13 protein-coding genes are annotated in these 18,532 nt (G+C 42.9%); 4 read left to right on the top strand and 9 right to left on the bottom strand.

Going from position 1 to position 18,532, the window contains the following annotated elements; genetic code table 11:
• Positions 1 to 39 precede the first annotated feature (39 nt).
• From DW800_RS06550 to DW800_RS06580, 7 genes are all read right to left on the bottom strand, one after another.
• Positions 40 to 1,878, bottom strand: a complete 1,839-nt coding sequence (locus DW800_RS06550; protein WP_005832980.1) for a RagB/SusD family nutrient uptake outer membrane protein — start codon at positions 1,876 to 1,878, stop codon at positions 40 to 42.
• A 26-nt stretch (positions 1,879 to 1,904) separates the two neighbouring features.
• The gene (locus DW800_RS06555; RefSeq protein ID WP_016272943.1) at positions 1,905 to 4,991 is read right to left on the bottom strand and encodes a SusC/RagA family TonB-linked outer membrane protein; all 3,087 of its coding nucleotides are present in this window, start codon (positions 4,989 to 4,991) and stop codon (positions 1,905 to 1,907) included.
• Positions 4,992 to 5,037: 46 nt separating this feature from the next.
• On the bottom strand, positions 5,038 to 5,553 hold the full coding sequence (locus tag DW800_RS06560; RefSeq protein WP_016272944.1) for a sigma-70 family RNA polymerase sigma factor: 516 nt from the start codon (positions 5,551 to 5,553) through the stop codon (positions 5,038 to 5,040).
• Positions 5,554 to 5,744: 191 nt separating this feature from the next.
• A complete protein-coding gene (locus DW800_RS06565) occupies positions 5,745 to 8,537 on the bottom strand; it encodes a two-component regulator propeller domain-containing protein (RefSeq protein ID WP_057281648.1) in 2,793 nt (930 codons plus the stop codon).
• A 91-nt stretch (positions 8,538 to 8,628) separates the two neighbouring features.
• Positions 8,629 to 11,370, bottom strand: a complete 2,742-nt coding sequence (locus DW800_RS06570) for a heparinase II/III family protein (RefSeq protein ID WP_005832988.1) — start codon at positions 11,368 to 11,370, stop codon at positions 8,629 to 8,631.
• Between the two features lie 88 nt (positions 11,371 to 11,458).
• Complete coding sequence (locus DW800_RS06575) at positions 11,459 to 13,318, bottom strand: SLC13 family permease (protein ID WP_005832990.1); 1,860 nt, start codon at positions 13,316 to 13,318, stop codon at positions 11,459 to 11,461.
• Positions 13,319 to 13,396: 78 nt separating this feature from the next.
• Entirely contained in the window at positions 13,397 to 13,672 is a 276-nt protein-coding gene (locus DW800_RS06580) for a putative quinol monooxygenase (protein WP_005826936.1), read from the bottom strand.
• A 166-nt stretch (positions 13,673 to 13,838) separates the two neighbouring features.
• Here DW800_RS06580 and DW800_RS06585 point away from each other — a divergent pair, with 166 nt between their 5' ends.
• Positions 13,839 to 14,132, top strand: a complete 294-nt coding sequence (locus DW800_RS06585) for a YtxH domain-containing protein (protein WP_005826938.1) — start codon at positions 13,839 to 13,841, stop codon at positions 14,130 to 14,132.
• A gap of 169 nt (positions 14,133 to 14,301) precedes the next feature.
• Here DW800_RS06585 and DW800_RS06590 read toward each other — a convergent pair whose 3' ends face one another.
• Complete coding sequence (locus DW800_RS06590) at positions 14,302 to 14,652, bottom strand: winged helix-turn-helix transcriptional regulator (RefSeq protein ID WP_009038044.1); 351 nt, start codon at positions 14,650 to 14,652, stop codon at positions 14,302 to 14,304.
• A gap of 213 nt (positions 14,653 to 14,865) precedes the next feature.
• Between DW800_RS06590 and ung the strand changes: the two genes are divergently transcribed.
• Positions 14,866 to 15,528 (top strand): uracil-DNA glycosylase, encoded by a 663-nt coding sequence (gene ung, locus DW800_RS06595; protein WP_117680564.1) that lies wholly within the window; start codon positions 14,866 to 14,868, stop codon positions 15,526 to 15,528.
• Between the two features lie 4 nt (positions 15,529 to 15,532).
• Here the strand turns inward: ung and DW800_RS06600 are convergent, their stop codons facing one another.
• Positions 15,533 to 16,240, bottom strand: a complete 708-nt coding sequence (locus DW800_RS06600; protein ID WP_057258633.1) for a TIGR02757 family protein — start codon at positions 16,238 to 16,240, stop codon at positions 15,533 to 15,535.
• 195 nt (positions 16,241 to 16,435) lie between these two features.
• On the opposite strand from DW800_RS06600, the gene DW800_RS06610 reads away from it, so the two are divergent.
• Positions 16,436 to 17,293, top strand: a complete 858-nt coding sequence (locus DW800_RS06610; RefSeq protein WP_008665173.1) for a GyrI-like domain-containing protein — start codon at positions 16,436 to 16,438, stop codon at positions 17,291 to 17,293.
• Between the two features lie 342 nt (positions 17,294 to 17,635).
• Positions 17,636 to 18,532 carry a DMT family transporter gene (locus tag DW800_RS06615; RefSeq protein WP_119957923.1) on the top strand — a complete coding sequence of 299 codons (897 nt, stop codon included), beginning with the start codon at positions 17,636 to 17,638 and terminating at the stop codon, positions 18,530 to 18,532.

Below are 18,532 nucleotides of genomic sequence, written 5' to 3' on the forward strand. Positions count from 1 at the left end.
AACTGGCAAGCCCTATTAATTTATAGTTTCAATTTACTATTATTCCCATCCAGGGTTGTTTCCCAATTCTTGTCCGTTAGATAGGGTATTCAGCCAATTCACCGGAATAGGACGAAGACTATATTTGGCATTGGTGGCTGCACTTAATTGAGTTTGGATTAAACCACCTGTAATATGGGTTACGTCCCAGTTATACTCTAAAACTCTTTCGGCCAACTTACCAGTTCGAGTCAAATCATTCCAACGAGGTGCTTCACCAAATAATTCAAGTGCTCTTTCATCCAATACGTCATCAATAGTGACTGTACCTTCATATTTAGCCAAACCTTGTTCCTTCGCATTATGCATTGCACGCTCACGAACCGCATTGATACAAAGCAAAGCATTCACATTGTCTTTTTTCATTACAGCTGCTTCGGCTGCAATCAAGTAAGTTTCAGCCAATCGAAACAACACGATGTCACGACTTCCATACTGGCTACCACCACTTTCGCCATAAAGAGTACCTGCATCCTTGAACTTATATACCGGCAACCAAGCACGAGTGGTTGAACTATTGCCTTGCAAACCGGTAATAAAGTAATCATCTTCAGAGCAATCTTTGTAAGAACCGGAAGGATAATTATAAATAAACTTCATCGGAGAAGCAGCATTTGCCGCATCTTGCTCAGCTTTTGAATACACTCTAAAGCCTTCTTCTGTAGGTACAGGAAAATGAATCACCGTATCGGCAACACCTGTACTTGAAGACCCTAGCTGAGTAGTATTCATAAAGGCATTACGTCCATAAGTACGTCCATCCACCGAAGTAGCAGGATCTCCATTAAGCGGACTCATAAAAGTAACTTCCGCACGACGGTCTTTTTTCCAATCGAAAGAGGTATAAAGATACTTTGAGGGCATCACATCTCCGTAGTCATTGGCGTAGAAATTTGATTTGGCCAAACCTTCCCAACCTTCACGGTAAGAGAATAGATAATAAGTACTCTGTTGATTATTATTATTATTTGTACTATTGTTATAGTTTACAGCAAAAATAACCTCATCATTAGCCTCATTAGACTGACGGTGAACCATAGCATAGTCTTCAAGTAAACTATGCCCCGTCTTTTCAATTACATACATAGCATCATCATATGCATTTTTAAAGTCATTCACATCTGCATAGTCCTGATATCCACGAGTCAAATAAACCAAAGCACGCAAATGGCGAGCTGCTGCTTTTGAAGCACGTCCAAAATCGGAAGCTCCTTGTTTTTCGGGCAATGAAGAAGATAACACATCTTGCAAGTCTTTCAGAATCTGAGTATAAAATTCCGCGCCACTGTTCAGTTTAGAAGTTGTTGCTGTTGATTGAGCTTCTTCCAGTACCAAAGGAGCTTGCCCCCAATTCTTCACAATTTCAAACAAATAAAGCGCACGAAGAAATTTGACTTCTGCCACCCTCAAGTCACGTTGATTCGGATCAATTCCTTCAATAGGGTCTTCTGTTTTAAGAGTCACATTTGTAGCACGGCCGATAGCAGCATTTACATCTTTTAATGCTACATAAAGTTTAGACCACTGCTCATATACAGTTCCGTTTGATTTATCATAAGTCACTACATACTGATTCAAGTCGCTAGTAACAGTACCGTTAGGCTGTGTGCCAATATCAGTACCCAATTGAGTAAGTTTATGGTAACTATAATTATTATATACAGACTTCAAAGAGGCATACGCACCATTAACTAATGATTCATAACCTTTGGCTGTTTTGTAATAGTCTTCAGCTGACTGACTAGTCCAATTTTCTTCTTCAAGAAAAGACGAACAACTTGCGAAAGTAGCTACGGAAATAAGCAATAAGCCCTTTTTAATTATATTCTTAGTTTTCATTTTATTCTTTCTTTAATTTCGATTTGTTAAAAAGAAACATTCACTCCAAACATCACATTGCGTGTCATAAGGTCTGTGCTAGATACATTTGTAGGTAACTGTTCGGGAACAATAACATTATCAGCACAAATAATCATCGGATTTTGAACCGTACAATACAATCTCAAATTGGTCAAGAATGATTTAGAAATCAATTTCTTATCAAATGTATATCCCAAACTAACATGAGTTATTTTAAAGAAATCTGATGATGACATTGTATGTGAAACGTCCGACTTCTGATTTCCCCACGAACCTGCTTTGCTACGATAAGTTCCCATATTACCGGGTTGAGCCGATTCATTAGTAGGATTCTCTGGGGTCCAATAATCTTTCACCATATTATTTAAGTTCATATTATTGTTCTCAAGTGCATAAGACACATAGAATTGATTACGCATACGACCGCCCAATTGGAAAGAAGTACCTACCGATAAATCAAAATTCTTATAATTAAAAGTATTAACCATACCACCGGTCCAATCCGGGGTGCGCTTACCATCAATTACGCGGTCAGCATCATCTATTTTACCATTTTTATCTAGATCCAGTACTTTATATTGGCCAGGTTTACATCCATATTTAGCAGCCTCTTCTGCTTCGTCCAACTGCCATACGCCAATAGTCATCAAATTATAGTTGATGTCAATAGGTTGTCCTACCACCCAAAGATTGCTATAATCACCCTTCATTCCTTCGAATGACTTACCTCTTGAAGTCAGATCTTCTATATATTGCAGCTTTTCAATCTTATTATTATTATAAGCTATATTGAATGAAGTTCTCCATGAAAAGTCTTCTGTACGGATATTTTCCGTATTCAATACAAATTCAAAACCTTTATTACGAACAGAACCAACATTAGCCTTTACTGAAGAATAACCAAGAGTAATGGGAAGAGTTTTGTTCATAATCAAATCTTCTGTCAAACGGTTATAGTACTCAAAAGAACCTGATATACGGTTGTTCAAGAAACCAAAATCAACACCGATATTATATTCTGTTGTTCTCTCCCAACCTAATTCCATATTACGCAAATTGTTAGGCACGTAGCCAATTACATCATTCGTTCCAAAAGAATAGTACTGAGCGCCACTGATAGAACCTTGTGTCTGATAAGCACCTACATTATCATTACCAGACTGACCGAAACTTACACGCAATTTCAAGTTATTCAGCCAATCAATATCTTTCATAAATTCTTCTTCAGTGATTCTCCAAGCCAATGCACCAGCGAAGAAACCTCCCCATTTATGTCCTTCAGCCAATTTGGAAGAACCGTCATAACGCATACTTGCAGTCACATAATACTTGCCTTTATAATTGTAGTTCAAACGTGCCAAATACGACATCAATGATGTTTTAATGTACTTAGATTGAGTCTTATTCGTTTTTGCACCATTTTGCAAAGCATACCATAAAGAATTATAAGAAAGACCGGCACCGTCACCACGCATAAATTCATTCTGATATTCGGTCATTGAATAAACACCTGTCAAATCAAAATGATGGTCCTTCATCAAATCAAAATTATAAGTAACCATATTATCCCAAACCCAATTCAAAATGGTAGTTTTCTCATACCATGCAGTAGCTTGTGAACCTTGATTACGCTTAGTATAAGCACCTGCATACATACCATAGTCAATAAATTGAAGATCGGGAGAAAATGTAGAGCGTAACGCCAAATTCTTAATAGGATTAAACTCTACAAATAAATTACTCAGAACATCATATTTCTTATATCTCCATGATTGGTTTTTCTGAGTTACAAAAGGATTGAACTGTCCGCTACCATATTTGAATTCCTGCTCACCTGTCACAAGATTAGTAGGATGATAAGTAGGACGTAAACGATAAATAGTCTGCAAACCATCTTCATTACCAGTTTCTTGGTCAGAAAAAGTTCCATAAAGGCTTACCCCGAACTTAAAGTAATCATTAGGCGTTACGTCAACGGCAGCACGCAGATTATATCGCTTATAAAACTGAGGTTGAAGACAACCATCTTCATTATGATAACCCGCAGACGCCACATAGGATGATTTCTCTGTTCCTCCAGAAACTGAAAGTGTATGACTGTTCATCCACGCAGTAGAAGTAAGAGCATCAAACCAATCCATATAATTATTATTTTCAATAGCAACCAATTCTGATGCTGAAAATATTTTATCATCCGAAACATATTCTCCGTTACCTTTAGTAGCTCGAGAGTATTCCCGTGCAAGTTGGACATATTGCTGTCCATCCATCATATCGGGAGCATTCATATAATTTTTAAATCCAACGGAACCATCATAACTGACTTTAGGAGCTCCGGCTTTTCCTCTTTTGGTAGTCACGATTACAACTCCATTCGTAGCTCTGGAACCATAAATAGCTGTAGAAGAGGCATCCTTCAATATATCAATCTTTTCAATGTCATCAGGATTGATGTTTTCCAATTCAGCACCAGGAACACCATCAATTACAATCAATGGTTTGGTACTACCACTAACTGTATTCAAACCACGAATCAAGATATTATACCCACTACCAGGCTTATTAGATGAGCGTTGAATATTGACACCAGGCACTACGCCTTGCATAGCACCAGCCGCACTGGAGATACCAGCAGCCGTCAATTCTTTTGTAGAAACAGAAGCTACGGCACCCGTCAAATCAGATTTCTTAACTGCGCCATAACCCACTACAACAACTTCATCAAGCATTTCTGTATCTTCTTTCAACACTATCTCATTTAATTTTTTATCTGAAGCTGATAATTCCACAGATTTATAACCTAAATAAGAAACAACTAAAATAGCTTTAGATGAAGAAACGCTCAATGAAAAGTTTCCATCAATATCAGTAATTGTTCCATTGGTAGTACCTTTTTCTATAATACTTGCACCAATAATCGGTTCACCAGTAGAGTCAAGAATCCTACCTTTAACTACACTCGTCTGCATAACAGCCTGAACATCGTTCGCTTCGGCAAATGCCATCTGCGGACTCCCCGCCAACAAAGCTGATACCATTGCCGCTGAGAATAAAATTCTTCTCGATGAGAACTTTAGAAATTCATTCTTCATAAATTTATAAATTTAAAATTAACACTATATTATTATCAATACCTAATTAGATACATTGCTTCAAGTATTCGCGTACCTCTTTACGGCTGATGAAAAGATGGTTCTCCACCGTGCGGCGCGAAAGATTCAATTCTTCCGAAATATCTGTGACAGACTTGTCTTCAAAACGGTTCATGACATAAATCTTACGACGCTGCGACGGAAGAAATTCTACCCGCCGTTTCTCGCAAGCCAATAAATCATCGGCTACCACACAAGACTCCACCTCATTATGACTAACCTCCGTCCTATCATACATATAAGAGGTAATCTCTTGTTTCTTATAATAGCGACGCAAATAGTCGTTCACCAAATTACGCGAAATGGTATAAATGAAAAACTTGACAGTATCGGGACGGAGCATTCGTTTATAGTCCATCAGACGGACAAATACATCTTGGGAAAGATCTTCCGCCTCTTCCTTATTATTCACCTTATTATATATATACAGGTAAACCGAAAAATGATAACGCTCATAAGAATCAGCTATCAATTGGGGGGATGTCATCATGCAGTTTTCCATAATAAATTAGATTACGATTCATGTTTTCCGTTCGATTGAACAATGCAAAAATAACTTCTATTTCAATAAAAACAACACTTCTGAAGGGCATACAAATCTCAACTAATACGGTTAGACTAAAAACAAAGAAAGTCGCTAATATATAGCGACTTAAGAATATGAGACTCACAGTATCAATTAATAATTTGAGACTATTCGTTGTTCCCTCCTATGCTTCGGATATATTCATTCGGAGTAATTCCCGTAGCTTTCTTGAAATAACGGAAGAAAGAAGCGCGGGAACTGAAGCCACAAAGTTCGGCAAGAGCACTCAGCGTATATTTGGAATACTCTTCCGTATTGACTAAACGTTTAAACTCGGCAATGCGGTAATCGTTGATATAATCATAATAATTGCGTTCCAAGTATTGATTGAAAAGATAAGAAAGTGTATGGGCAGACGTATCAATGGCAGCAGCCAAATCGGCTATCTTCAAATCAGAATGCTTATAAAGCTTGTCTTTATGCATGATTTTTTCCAGCTTGTCCGTCAGTCGCCTGCACTCTTCCGAGCTGACCTTTACGCTCTTATACTTTTCTTCGGATACCGATTTTGTCTCCACCGCAACAGATTGTTCTTCTTTCACGACCTGTACCTGCTCAGGGGCTTGTCTTTTTCCACGCCCGAAGAAATAATAGCCTCCACCGGCCAACAGTACTGCTACAACAATCCCCCAAGCAAGCCAACCACTGAAAACAGAAGCGATTTCCACCTTCAGCAGAGTTTCCGAATCCGGTTCCCCCATACGGCGCACCTTAAACACATAAGAACCGGAAGGCAAATCATAATAGGTCACTTCCGAACGCCCTGTAATTGCTATCCAACCGTCATCCCTACCCTCCAACTGGTATTCATAGGACATAAAAGCAGGAGAAGTATAGGAAAAGTCGGAAAAACAGAAAGTGACATTTTTCTCCGAAAGCTCCAACCCGATTCTCGAAATACCACTTCCAACGGTGACCATCGGATAAGTAGACGGCTTACCATTGATATGCACATCGGTTACCTTGACCGGATAAAAATCATGCTTCTTCTGATTCATGTGAGCAACATCCAAAGAGACCAATCCTTTAGAATTTCCAAACCAGAGATTCCCTTCCGCGTCACAAACCGGCGGGCATAGGGTAAAAATGGAACTCGGAATACCGTCTACAAAGTTATAAGGGATAAAATTGTCATTCTTGTCATAATGGAACAAACCGTCACTCGTCCCCATCCACAGCCATTTTTTACGATCTTCTATAATGAACATCCCGTCTCGCCCCTCCAAAGGAGTACCGGGATGCAAACGCCAGAAGCTGTTCATAGACAAATCGGATATGAACAGAGAGCCTTTGTCCGGAAAAAAATAAAGATTATGCCCGGAGTCCTCATAAACGACCCTGATTTTCTCCTTATGGATAAATCCCTCAGGAAATATATCCGTACGAAGCTTTTCAGAAGAAGGGTCCCAGATACATACGCCATTTTCCGTACAAATCCATCCTTTATGGGTAGAGTCAAAATATATTTCGTAGACATTGCCTTCAGGAAGCCTGGAATTGGAACTGGTATAGTGAGCCACCTGCCTGCCGTCTTTATAACAATAAACGCCTTGAGAAGTTCCTATCCATAAATTTCCTTCCGCATCCTGCTTGATACAGAAGATATGTCCTTTTACAAAAGGTTGCTGTTCACCGTCAGGCGCAAAGTCACGTATGGTCAACCTTTCCGGATTGAAGATGTACATTCCTCCGCCGTAAGTTCCTACATAATATTCTCCTTCATAAAATAAAATACAGAATATCATGCCGGAGCGCATTTCGGGCGACTGGAAACTTTTGAAACGATTCCTTTTCTCATCAATATAGAATAAGCCGTCACGCGAACCTACCAGCTTTTCATGCCCATTGATGGCAAGGGCACGGATAGGCATGTCTCTGGAATTGAAATAAGGAGGGAAAGCATAAGTAGTAAACAAATCACTCTGATATAAAGTATAATCAAGTCCCAACTGGTAGAACCCTATCCAAATCATTCCGTTCCGGTCTACCAAAAGCGAATAAACGGAATTGGAACGCAAGCTTTCATTGTCACCCGTCTCATGCCGCATGGTACGGACCACCTTCCGCCGGTCTGTGGCTATGAAATGCACTCCATTGCCATCCGTTCCTACATACAACATATTTTTGCCGTCGCTGGAAAGGGAAGAGATGATGTTGCACCCCACCTCCACAAAATGCTCAAATTCTCCGGAACGGGTGTCAAAGGAAATAATCCCTTGGTCCATAGTACCCAGATAAATGGTAGAACCGATACGGGTGATATTGTTAAAAGCACACACATGCTTGCCGTCTTTTACATTATGATAGGCTTTCACTTTTCTGTCGGACAATCGTAACGAATACAGTCCCTTCTCGGTTGCCATCCATAGCATGCCCTGCTCATCCAATGAAAGTCCGGTTACAACATTCGAAGCAGAAAGGGCATTTTTATCCAGTAATATTTGCTCCAAGTTTCCTTTCTTGTATAAAAAGAGCCCTTTCGCACTACCGATATAGAGTGTCCCTTTTCCATCATGAAGCAAAGAGTGGACTGCACAATTTATCATATCGGGGACAATAAGTTCCAAAGCATCCAATTCTTTGTTCAAACGCCACAATCCCATGCCATTCCCCATCCACAATTGGTTATCTTCCATTTCGGCAATAACATTGACACGTTTCAATTTCTCATTGGAACCGGTTATCGGATAGTGTTTGATATGGCTTCCGTCAAAACGCTCCAAAGAATTACCCGTACCTATCCAGACAAATCCCAAAGAGTCTTTATAAATGGCATTGACCAGCAAATCAGACAGTCCGTCGGATACCGACAAGCCACGCAAGGTATATGTACTTGGATAGGCCCATGCACAGAACATTAACAAGTGAAAAAGAAAAATGTATTTTATTATGTTTTTCATTACACTGTAGTCTTTACTCTATGGTGCAAATATAACGAAAAACATCAACTGTATAGCTACCTCAAGCTTAAAAATAGAGGGAATGATATAACTATCTTCCCAAATATTCCAATCCTTTTGTAGCCTTAGCTTTGTATGTCTGTCCCTTTATTGTAATCGTACAATCGGCAGAGGCTTCATAATACCACCCATCCAGTTGATGTTCCAACAAAACATTTGCAGGTTTTTCAGATTTTATAGTAACCCGAGGAGTTTGCAGCAAAGTACCGTTTCCCAAAAACAATGTAGTTTCTTTTCCCGCCTTGTTTCCGCATAAAGCATAAACAGCTTTTGCCTTCATATCCCCCATGCCGCAAAGGTGCGACGCGTTGTCTGAGGATAAAATACAATCCTTACGACCATTCCTCTGTTCAACGCAAACTGCGACATGGCTCCCTTTGTCCTTACATTCCACCTCCGGAAAAGTGACAGACTCAATCTGTCCCGGTTCGTTTACCGAAGACGGCTCATAGATTGCCACAAACGGACGGCTCCATGCCTCTCCTGACTGTCTGGCAACAAATGTCAGGGTAGGCTGTTCCTTGATATTATAGGGCATCCCCGGAGTACGGCTATAACCTTCAGTCATGGGAGACAAAGCGGTAAAGACTTTACGGTCTTTTTCCCCTTTCATCCACAAGTTCATGGAAATATCATCTCCGTCTTTCATGTCGATAGTGAAAGAGGCCTTTACATCCTTAGCCGTCTGCACTGCTTTCTTGTTGTAGATATAAGAATAGGCATACAAATGTGCGCCGGCAAAAGAGAGTTCTTCGGTAGGCTGTAACCCCAAATCGGTACCGTCTGTACCGGTCAGTGAAAGCGTCTGCCCAAGATTGTGATAAAAATAATCATGCATTTTGTCTCCACCCTGCACTTTACGGCTACGGAATATGTCAACATAGTAACCGGTTTCCGGTCCCGTGGTGACGATGCTCGTCAGACGGGTCTGGTCGGCACAACTCTCCGGTTCGCGGAAGTAGACTTCACTATATGTAATCGGATAAAATTCTCCTTTCTTTGATACCGGTGCCGGAAAGCAAGAGTTCACACGGAAAGCATGGTTGCTCTTCATTACCGGATAGCTCGATATACCGTCTACACAAACCGTATTATGACTGGGAAACTGGGAATAATATTCCAAGTAATCCAATCCGCTATACAGATACAAGCCGATACCGGCATCGGGACCCAAAACATAGCCTTTGCCATAAAGCTCCATAGAGATTCCGTTGGCGTGCATGTGATTGCCTTCACTGCCATTCAGCGATACCATAAGGCTGTGGCGTGGATGCATCCCGTTGCGCTGCACCAACCATGACACATTCGGAGCATAGAACAACGGTGATACATAATCTTCTATCTTGCCAGCCTTAATATCAGGATTCAGCACCAATGGTTTATCGTCAAAAAAAGAATTGATGGAGACACGGGCATTCCGTTTCCCGTTCGCCTCACCCATATCCGGCTTCAAGCACTTCAACAAAGCCGTGAAATAATCCTCCTGCTCTTTCTTGCCATTGACCTGGGCATTCTCTATCATACGGATTATTGGAGAAGTATTCAAATAACCGGGATGGGTATCACCAAATCCGCACATCATCCGGTTGGGGAACAGATATTGGGGAGTAGCGGCTACTGCTTTCGGAATAACCGGCAAATCCAGAGTCAAATCATATCCCAAATTACGGTCGAACAGATTGGTGAAGTTGGCATAGTCATTAAGTACAACACCACTGTAACCGGGACACTCCGCCCAAATACCGGTATTTGAGTCATAGCCATAATCCGCCAGTTTCTTCAGGCTCCATTGACGGATACTGGAACGGTTGAGCACATAATCAATGTAGTACTCACGCCCCTTACCGTCGGCATAACATCTATTATCTTCCAAAATCATGCCAATGTCCATGACATAACGCGCCTGCATCAGGTTCCAGTTGTTATGAGGCACTCCGTTTGCTATGATATTGTCTGCCCATTTCTTGAAAGCTCCGGCATAGATTTCCAGTTTATCGGCATAATTGCTATGTAAATAGCCGTAAAGAAAATCATAAAGAGGAACTATATCTTTAAGAATATCTTCGTGGATTACCTCGAAAGAAGTCATGCCCACCAAAGTTTGCTGGTGCCCATGATTCAGGTCAACGGGGACATTCCGATAATAGATGCCCTGCATGTAGGTATCAAAAACTCCGGCTGCCAATTTTGCATATTTCTCATCATCCGTCAGCCAGTAAAGGAAAGCTGCATCACGGGCAATGCCCATAATTTCACGGTTCAGGCTTTCTATGTTACGACCGGTTTTGGAAGGGTGCACACTTTCCATGGGGCGTCCCGGCAAAGAGTTGTTGCAAAACGTAACATTGCCACCGGCGTCATCGTAAGGAACGACATCTTCCAACTTCGGACGACTGTGTGTAGCAAAGGTCCCTCGTGTCCCCGTATAGCGTACGGTTGGAACTGGAGCTTTTTCTCCACCGGCATAATCAAAGGTTTCACCTTTTACATATACATCCGTGGCATGCGATTCCCAATACATGGCAAGTCGCGAAAGCAACCATTCCGGCTGTGCTTCTGTCAACCGGACATAAACATCCGTCTTGCTTTTCAGCTTTCCGAACACTTCTTCCGCCCACGGTTCATTACTTATCAACTTCAAAGTAGTCTCTTTTCCACCGGCATCAGTCAGATAACGCGGATGCCCTTGGGGAAGATTCATAGACAGAGTGTTGAGCTGTGCCTGCAATAATACAGAAAAGAAAATTGCCATTAATAAAAGAATCTTTTTCATAGTATCTATCTTTTTTCCTTTTAATACGTACAATCTCCTCTTTACACTCAACCAATAAGTGTGTTTTTTCCAATTAATAAGAATATATCTAAAAAGGAAACAGCAACGGCAACACAAATACCATCACCACTCCCATAATAATCTGCAACGGGAGCCCCACTTTTATATAATCCATGAATGTATATTGTCCTGCCGGCATCACCAGTGCATTGGGCGGTGTAGAGAACGGAGAAGCGAAACACATGCTTGCCGCAACCGTCACGGCAAACAAGAACGGAACGGGACTTACTCCAATCTGAATCGCACTTTGAAGAGCAATAGGGGCCATCAGCACTGCCGTCACCGTATTGCTGATGAACATGGTCATCAATGAAGTGGTGAAATAGATACCTGCCATCAACACAATAGGACCATAACTGCCCAATCCGCTCACAAGACTGTTGGATATATATTCCGAGGCACCGGTTTTTTCGAGTGCAAGAGACATGGGGAGCATGGCTGCAAAGAGTACAATTGTTTCCCAGTTTATCGTTTTATAGGCGGCTTCCACATTCCTGAAACATCCCGTCAGCACCATCAGCAAGCCGGCAATCATCACCGCTGTCACCGGGGCCACGGGAATAAAGTCGAAGACCATCATGGCAACCATCAGCACCATGATAGCGGCAGCTATGGGCGCTTTATAATCCAGCGTCACTTTGGCGGCTTCTGCCAAAGGCTGCCCCAATACCACCCAATCGGAATCTTCCCTGCTTATCCGTGCGATGTCCTGCCACGCACCCTGCACCAGCAAAACATCGCCACTATGCATACGCTCACGTCCCAATTCACGTAATATATATTCCTTCTTACGACGGATGCCCAATACATTTACATTAAATTTATCACGGAACCCTGCTTCCTTCACCGTCCGGTTCACAATATTGGAAGAGGGCATCAACACGATTTCGGCAATTCCGATGTCATAAAAGTCAAGGGACTTGTCGGCTTTAGAGGCTTCTTCAGTGGTATGCCCGTCGAGCATTTCCATTAAAAAGTCTTCAGCAAAACGATTTACGTTCGATACCTCTCCCGTAATATAAAGCACGTCGCCCACCCAAATAGTCGTATCGGGTGATGCCAATTTCTGGGTAATAGTTTTCAGGAATCTATGTTGGGAAGAGTCTACACGCCGTACTTCAATGATATTCAGACCATACTTGCGGCGTACATCCAGGTCTATGATGGTTTTTCCTATCAGACGGGAGTCATTGACAGCCCTCAAACGGAACAGGTTGCTGGAAAGTCCGTACTCCTGTACCAGTTGGTCCAATGATTTACCCGACAATGTTCCGTCATTCTTTTTGCCTTTCTTGGAGAGAAACCATTTGGTCAGAGGCATTAAAACCAAAGTTCCCACTATCACGCACACAATGCCCACCGGCAAGAAGGAGAAGAAAGACAGCGGTTCAAAGCCCGCTCCCGTCAATGTATTCTGAATGACCAAGTTAGGAGGCGTACCGATAAGTGTCATCATACCGCCCATGCTGCTGGCAAAAGCCAAAGGCATCAATAGACGGCTAGGATTCATTCCGGCACTCAGTGCCAAGCTCACCACGATAGGCAGCATCAAAGCCACCGTTCCCGTATTGCTCACAAAAGCACCAATGGCAGAGGTAACCAGCATAACCAGCAAGAAGAGTTTCAGCTCGCTTTTGCCTGCCAGCTTTAAAATGCGCGAACTTATCATTTTAGCCAGCCCGGTCTGAAAAATGGCGCCGCCTACAACGAACAAGCCCACCATCATAATCACCACCGAGTTGGAGAAGCCGGAAAGGGCCTCTTCAGGAGTAAGAATCTGAAATATCAATAAACCAATCAGCGCACAAAGCGCCACAATGTCCGAACGGACTTTGCCTGCTACAAAAAAGGCAGCGGAGAGAACAAGGATAATAAGGGTAATCAGCATAAATATGTATATTAAGAATGCACAAATATACTTATTTACGCATGATCACACAACCCCTTACTACCTCAAATTACTGATTCAGAACTCGAATTTTTCCAACTTCATGGCAGCCAGCCCCTGGATTTTGGGCACCAGGGCCACAAAATGGTCTGCTTTTTCATGGGCAGACAATGACTCTGCATCTTTCCATGTTTCACAAATCATAAGAACATCGCTGCGAGTGGCGCTCTCAAACACATCATAAGCAATGCATCCATTGTCCTTCAAGGAATATGCGACCAGTTCTTTGGCAGATTCCAATACTGCGGCACGGTTCTCCGCACTTACCTGAATAAAAACATTTAATCTAATCATACTTGTATAAATTTTAAGTGCATCGCAAATTTAAGCAGAATAAATATCTCCACCAACAAAAGTAAATTGTTATTAATTCCTTTCCCGCCGGATGAACCAATCTTTGGCAAGTATGTTGTCTCATCAGAATTGATTCTAACTTTAACTATTAAAAACTGACTTGATTATGAAATGTAAAGATTCTAATTTCTGGATCGGACTGGGAATAGGTTCGGTTGCCGGTGCATTGGCCTACCACTTCTCCCGTACGGAGAAAGCTAAAAAGCTGGAAGATGCCATATGCCGTGCCATCCACAAAGCAAATGGCGAAGCCAAGGAGTTCATCAACACTGCTGAAGAAGAAGCATTGCACGTTGGCACCAAAGTAGCAGACAAGATGGCCCATGAGGCCCATGAGGCCGCAGAGAAAGCTGACAATCTGAAAAACAAGGTTCACAATTTTGCCGATGCTAAGAAATAAAACAAGCACTTGGAAACTTCTGAAGGGGTGTGTCAAAATTCACCACAGATTACACGGATTAACACAGAATGAGCTTAATCTACTGATAATCAAAGATGCTTATCTGTGCAAATCTGTGTAATCTGTGGTGAATACCAGTTTCGACACACCCTCTTTGCATATCGACCCATCAGTTCTGCAGACTGCGCCGATTCAAAATATCATTCATATGCTCCAATGCCCATCCTACCAAAGATTCAATATGCGGCATCAGGCTACATCCGGTTTCTGTAAGGTTATACTCCACACGGGGAGGAACTTCCGCATAGACTTTCCTAACAATCAGCCCGTCCGTCTCCAATGAGCGCAATGTAACCGTCAACATCCGCTGGGAAATATCCCCTATGGTTTTCTGTATATCGCAAAAGCGCATCGTTCCATTCGCTTTCAGTGTGACCAGCACAAGCATTGTCCATTTGTCTCCCAACCTGCTCAGTACATCCCGTACCGGACAAGCATCCATACGATGAAAATTTTCCATTCCTTTATTTTACCAATCAGTTCAACCTCAGCAATGGCGACTCTATGCTTAGTGTCCGGCATTGCACCACAAAAGTAATAAACTTACTCAAAATAACTATCGTTTCATACAATAATAAAAACATTCTTTATACTCATAAAAGCATCCGTCTCATCCGGATTATTTGTATGTTTGCAACATCATTTCCCATTCATATGTAACTGCAAGACTCTTATGAACGTAAAAATAGAAGAAAGCTGGAGAAAACGCCTGCAAGAGGAGTTTGACAAACCTTATTTTGAGAAGCTGGTAGCATTTGTAAAAAGTGAGTATGGACATGCCAACGTGCTACCTCCCGGCCATCAAATTTTCCACGTCTTCAACTCTTGCCCGTTCGAGAAAGTGAAAGTCGTCATACTCGGACAAGACCCTTATCCTAATCCCGGTCAGTATTATGGAGTCTGCTTTTCCGTACCGAAAGGAGTAGCCATTCCCGGTTCTCTGGCAAACATATTCAAGGAAATACATCAGGACCTGGGAAAGCCCATTCCGACTTCCGGAAATCTGGACCGTTGGGTAGCGCAAGGCGTGTTTCCTATGAATTCCGTCCTCACAGTACGTGCCCACGAAACCGGCTCGCACCGGAACATGGGATGGGAAATCTTCACAGACGCTGTTATCAAGAAACTGAGTGAAGAACGGGAGAATCTTGTATTCATGCTTTGGGGAGCGTACGCCAAAGAAAAAGCCGCTTTAATCAATAGCAGCAGACACTTGATTCTGACTACCGTCCATCCGTCCCCACGTTCTGCCGAATACGGATTCTTCGGTTGCAGGCACTTCAGTAAAGCCAACGATTTCTTACGGAGCAGAGGGATACAAGAAATAGACTGGTAACACGCTACAATACTCCGCTAACTCCGCTTCCAAACAAAGCAAAGTCCCCCAGGCACGGGTCGTCCGGAAAGGCCTCTGCCAGAGCTTCAGTAATCCGGCGGGCATTCTTCAAAGAAAATGTTTCTGTCTCGGTGAGTCCCAAAGCATAGGCCACACGGCAGACATGCGTGTCCAAAGGCACAATCAGGTCCCTGCAATCAAATCTCTCCCAAATACCAAAATCCACTTCCGGACCTTTCCTTATCATCCAGCGCAGAAACATGTTCAGTTTCTTCTGGGGGCTCTTTGCCGAGACTTCCAAAAATGCGCATAACCTTTCCATCGGATTACCTGCATACGTACATAAGGCATCCTCCAGACTGTCAAAAGCAGAATAAGCAGCATGCAAACGTCTGAAATAGGAATGAAAGTCGGCATAAGAAAGCATCCGGTAAAAACTGCTTCTGTCCGCAGCAGGAAAGTCGTTCTTCCATCGGCAGGACAACACGTATTGATGAGGCGATGCCCCCATCACCCTATGCAACTCATCAGCCTTTTTCAATATCTGTTTACGGTTGCCGAAACTCATGATGGCAGTCAGCAACCCACTGATTTCAATATCCTGCTTCCGTTCATAGCGATGTGGAAACTGTACGGGGTCGTTCTGAATGAAGCCGGCGCAATGATAGGCCGCCGCCCACTCCCAAAGTTGTCTTTTAATCTCCTCGGTCATCTGCAAGCATTTGTTCTTTTCATCTGAAATGCAAAGATATTGCAAATTGAGTGCAGAACTTTCATGCTTGCACGAAAAAGTTGTGCCGGAATACAGCTTATCTTATTTTAAAGATTTTGCATTTATAGCAACATCGGACAAGTAACCTATTTCTTTTCCTCCTATTTTTGCAACATGAAAAAGCCCAATAGAGCCATGCAGCAGAAAAAGACAACCCAGGAGGAATACCAAAAGTGTGTGAACGCAGTAGTGGATTATATAAATCTGCACCTCGGAGAAGAAATTGACCTGAAATCTTTGGCCAGGATTTCCCATTTCTCTCCCTTCTACTTCCACCGCATCATGAAAGCTTTCCTGGGTGAACCCGTCGGTACGTTCATTGTCCGGACGCGTACCGAAGCCGCTGCCCGGTTGCTTCGTTACTCGGACATGCCGATAGCGGACATAGCCTACCGTATAGGCTACTCTTCGCCTTCGTCACTGTCGAAAGTATTCAAGCAGTTCTACGGCATTTCACCATTAGAATACCGTAACAATAAAAACTTTGTAATTATGAAACCAGCCATTATTCGTCCGGAACTGGAACTGAAACACGAAATCAAAGAAGTTCCTGCCAGAAATGTGATTTACATCCGCCTCTTTGGCGACTATAAACTGAACGACTATTGCAGCGCATGGATGCGCCTTTGCCAGTTCATCCAGGAAGAAAAACTGCCTATGGGAGAAGTGATGCCCTACTGTATCTATCACGATGACCCCAAAGTGACGCCCGCTGAAAAGCTGCGTACCGATGTATGTATAGTCCTACCCTCATCTGCAACGGCCAAAGGAGACATAGGATTTAAACAGCTCGCGGCAGGCCGCTATGCCATATTCCTATACAAAGGTCCATACGAACATCTGCAGGCCGTATACGATACCATCTACGGGAAGTATATCCCCGAAATGGAATGTAGCTTACGGGATGAGTCCAGTGCGGAACGTTACTTGAACAACCCCGCAGATACGGCGCCGGAGGAACTGTTGACAGAGATTTATATTCCGGTAGAGTAGGCAAACTGTTCTGCCGGAGCCATCAGGATTTCTCCCCGGAAGAGTTTAGGAACCGGGCAGCGAACAAGTATTCGTTCCTCCATGGAGTAAAAATCGTTCCACCATGGTGGAACGATTTTTACTCCGCGGTGGAATGATTTTTACCTCATGATGGAACGAATAAATATTAGGCAAGCCGGTCGATACTATATTAGATACCCATATCTATACTGTATTGTAAAAAAGGGACACTCCCTTGTCTGTATGCTTGTTTTTATTCATTAATTTTGCACGACGCAATGCGAATCAAGCAATTGACGCAAACAGATAATTTTAAAATCTCCATTAAAATCAAGATAAAAGATGCAAAATGTTTCCATAAAAGGGTTTATATATGCGGCTCTCTCCTCTGCCACCTTCGGGCTGGCTCCTTTTTTCACCATTTCATTACTCCTTGCGGGCTTCTCCTCTTTCGAAGTATTGGCCTACCGATGGGGAATAGCTTCACTTGCCTTGGTCGTTTTCGGCATTATGCTGGGCGAGACATTCCGCATCAGCAGGAAAGACTGGGGAACGGTGTTCATCCTCAGCCTGCTCCGGGCAGCTACCTCCTTCAGTCTGGTCATCGCCTATCAGAACATAGCCAGCGGAGTGGCATCCACCATTCATTTCATGTATCCGCTGGCCGTGGCACTGGCCATGATGGGCTTTTTCGGAGAAAAGAGGTCATTCGCCATTCTGTTTGCCGTGTTGGTGTCACTAAGCGGAGCTGGACTTTTGTCATCCGGCAAAATAGACTTTGAAGGAGGAAACACGACCATCGGGCTGATTGCTGCCGGTCTGTCCGTATTCTTTTATGGAGGATATATCGTAGGAGTAAGGAAGAGCCGTGCCGTGCAGATTCCCTCCACTGCATTGACATGCTACGTAATGGGGTTGGGAGCCTTGTTCTTTATTATAGGAGGATGTCTGACCGGAGGCATCCGGCTGGCCAATGACACCCATACATGGCTGAATATTCTCGGACTGGCACTGCCGGCAACAGCTATATCCAACATCACCCTGGTAAAGGCCATTAAATACATAGGGCCTACACTGACTTCCATTTTCGGGGCCTTGGAACCTCTGACAGCCGTAGTTATCGGTTGCCTGATATTCAATGAAAGCTTCACACCGGCCAGCGCCGTCGGCATGGCGCTGATAATAACGGCCGTTACAGTCGTGGTGGTACACGAAAAGAAAAAGGAGAGCCAGAGTTGA

It is taken from the genome of Bacteroides sp. AM32-11AC, assembly GCF_003603515.1.
Classification (GTDB): Bacteria; Bacteroidota; Bacteroidia; order Bacteroidales; family Bacteroidaceae; genus Bacteroides; species Bacteroides uniformis.

What these genes read in the sequence shown, in the direction of transcription:
- DW800_RS06585 (WP_005826938.1), top strand. Translation starts at nt 13,839, where the DNA reads ATGAAATGTAAAGATTCTAATTTCTGGATCGGACTGGGAATAGGTTCG.
- DW800_RS06555 (WP_016272943.1), bottom strand. Translation starts at nt 4,991, where the DNA reads ATGAAGAATGAATTTCTAAAGTTCTCATCGAGAAGAATTTTATTCTCA.
- ung (WP_117680564.1), top strand. Translation starts at nt 14,866, where the DNA reads ATGAACGTAAAAATAGAAGAAAGCTGGAGAAAACGCCTGCAAGAGGAG.
- DW800_RS06550 (WP_005832980.1), bottom strand. Translation starts at nt 1,878, where the DNA reads ATGAAAACTAAGAATATAATTAAAAAGGGCTTATTGCTTATTTCCGTA.
- DW800_RS06615 (WP_119957923.1), top strand. Translation starts at nt 17,636, where the DNA reads ATGCAAAATGTTTCCATAAAAGGGTTTATATATGCGGCTCTCTCCTCT.
- DW800_RS06580 (WP_005826936.1), bottom strand. Translation starts at nt 13,672, where the DNA reads ATGATTAGATTAAATGTTTTTATTCAGGTAAGTGCGGAGAACCGTGCC.
- DW800_RS06570 (WP_005832988.1), bottom strand. Translation starts at nt 11,370, where the DNA reads ATGAAAAAGATTCTTTTATTAATGGCAATTTTCTTTTCTGTATTATTG.
- DW800_RS06560 (WP_016272944.1), bottom strand. Translation starts at nt 5,553, where the DNA reads ATGGAAAACTGCATGATGACATCCCCCCAATTGATAGCTGATTCTTAT.
- DW800_RS06575 (WP_005832990.1), bottom strand. Translation starts at nt 13,318, where the DNA reads ATGCTGATTACCCTTATTATCCTTGTTCTCTCCGCTGCCTTTTTTGTA.
- DW800_RS06610 (WP_008665173.1), top strand. Translation starts at nt 16,436, where the DNA reads ATGCAGCAGAAAAAGACAACCCAGGAGGAATACCAAAAGTGTGTGAAC.
- DW800_RS06600 (WP_057258633.1), bottom strand. Translation starts at nt 16,240, where the DNA reads ATGACCGAGGAGATTAAAAGACAACTTTGGGAGTGGGCGGCGGCCTAT.
- DW800_RS06565 (WP_057281648.1), bottom strand. Translation starts at nt 8,537, where the DNA reads ATGAAAAACATAATAAAATACATTTTTCTTTTTCACTTGTTAATGTTC.
- DW800_RS06590 (WP_009038044.1), bottom strand. Translation starts at nt 14,652, where the DNA reads ATGGAAAATTTTCATCGTATGGATGCTTGTCCGGTACGGGATGTACTG.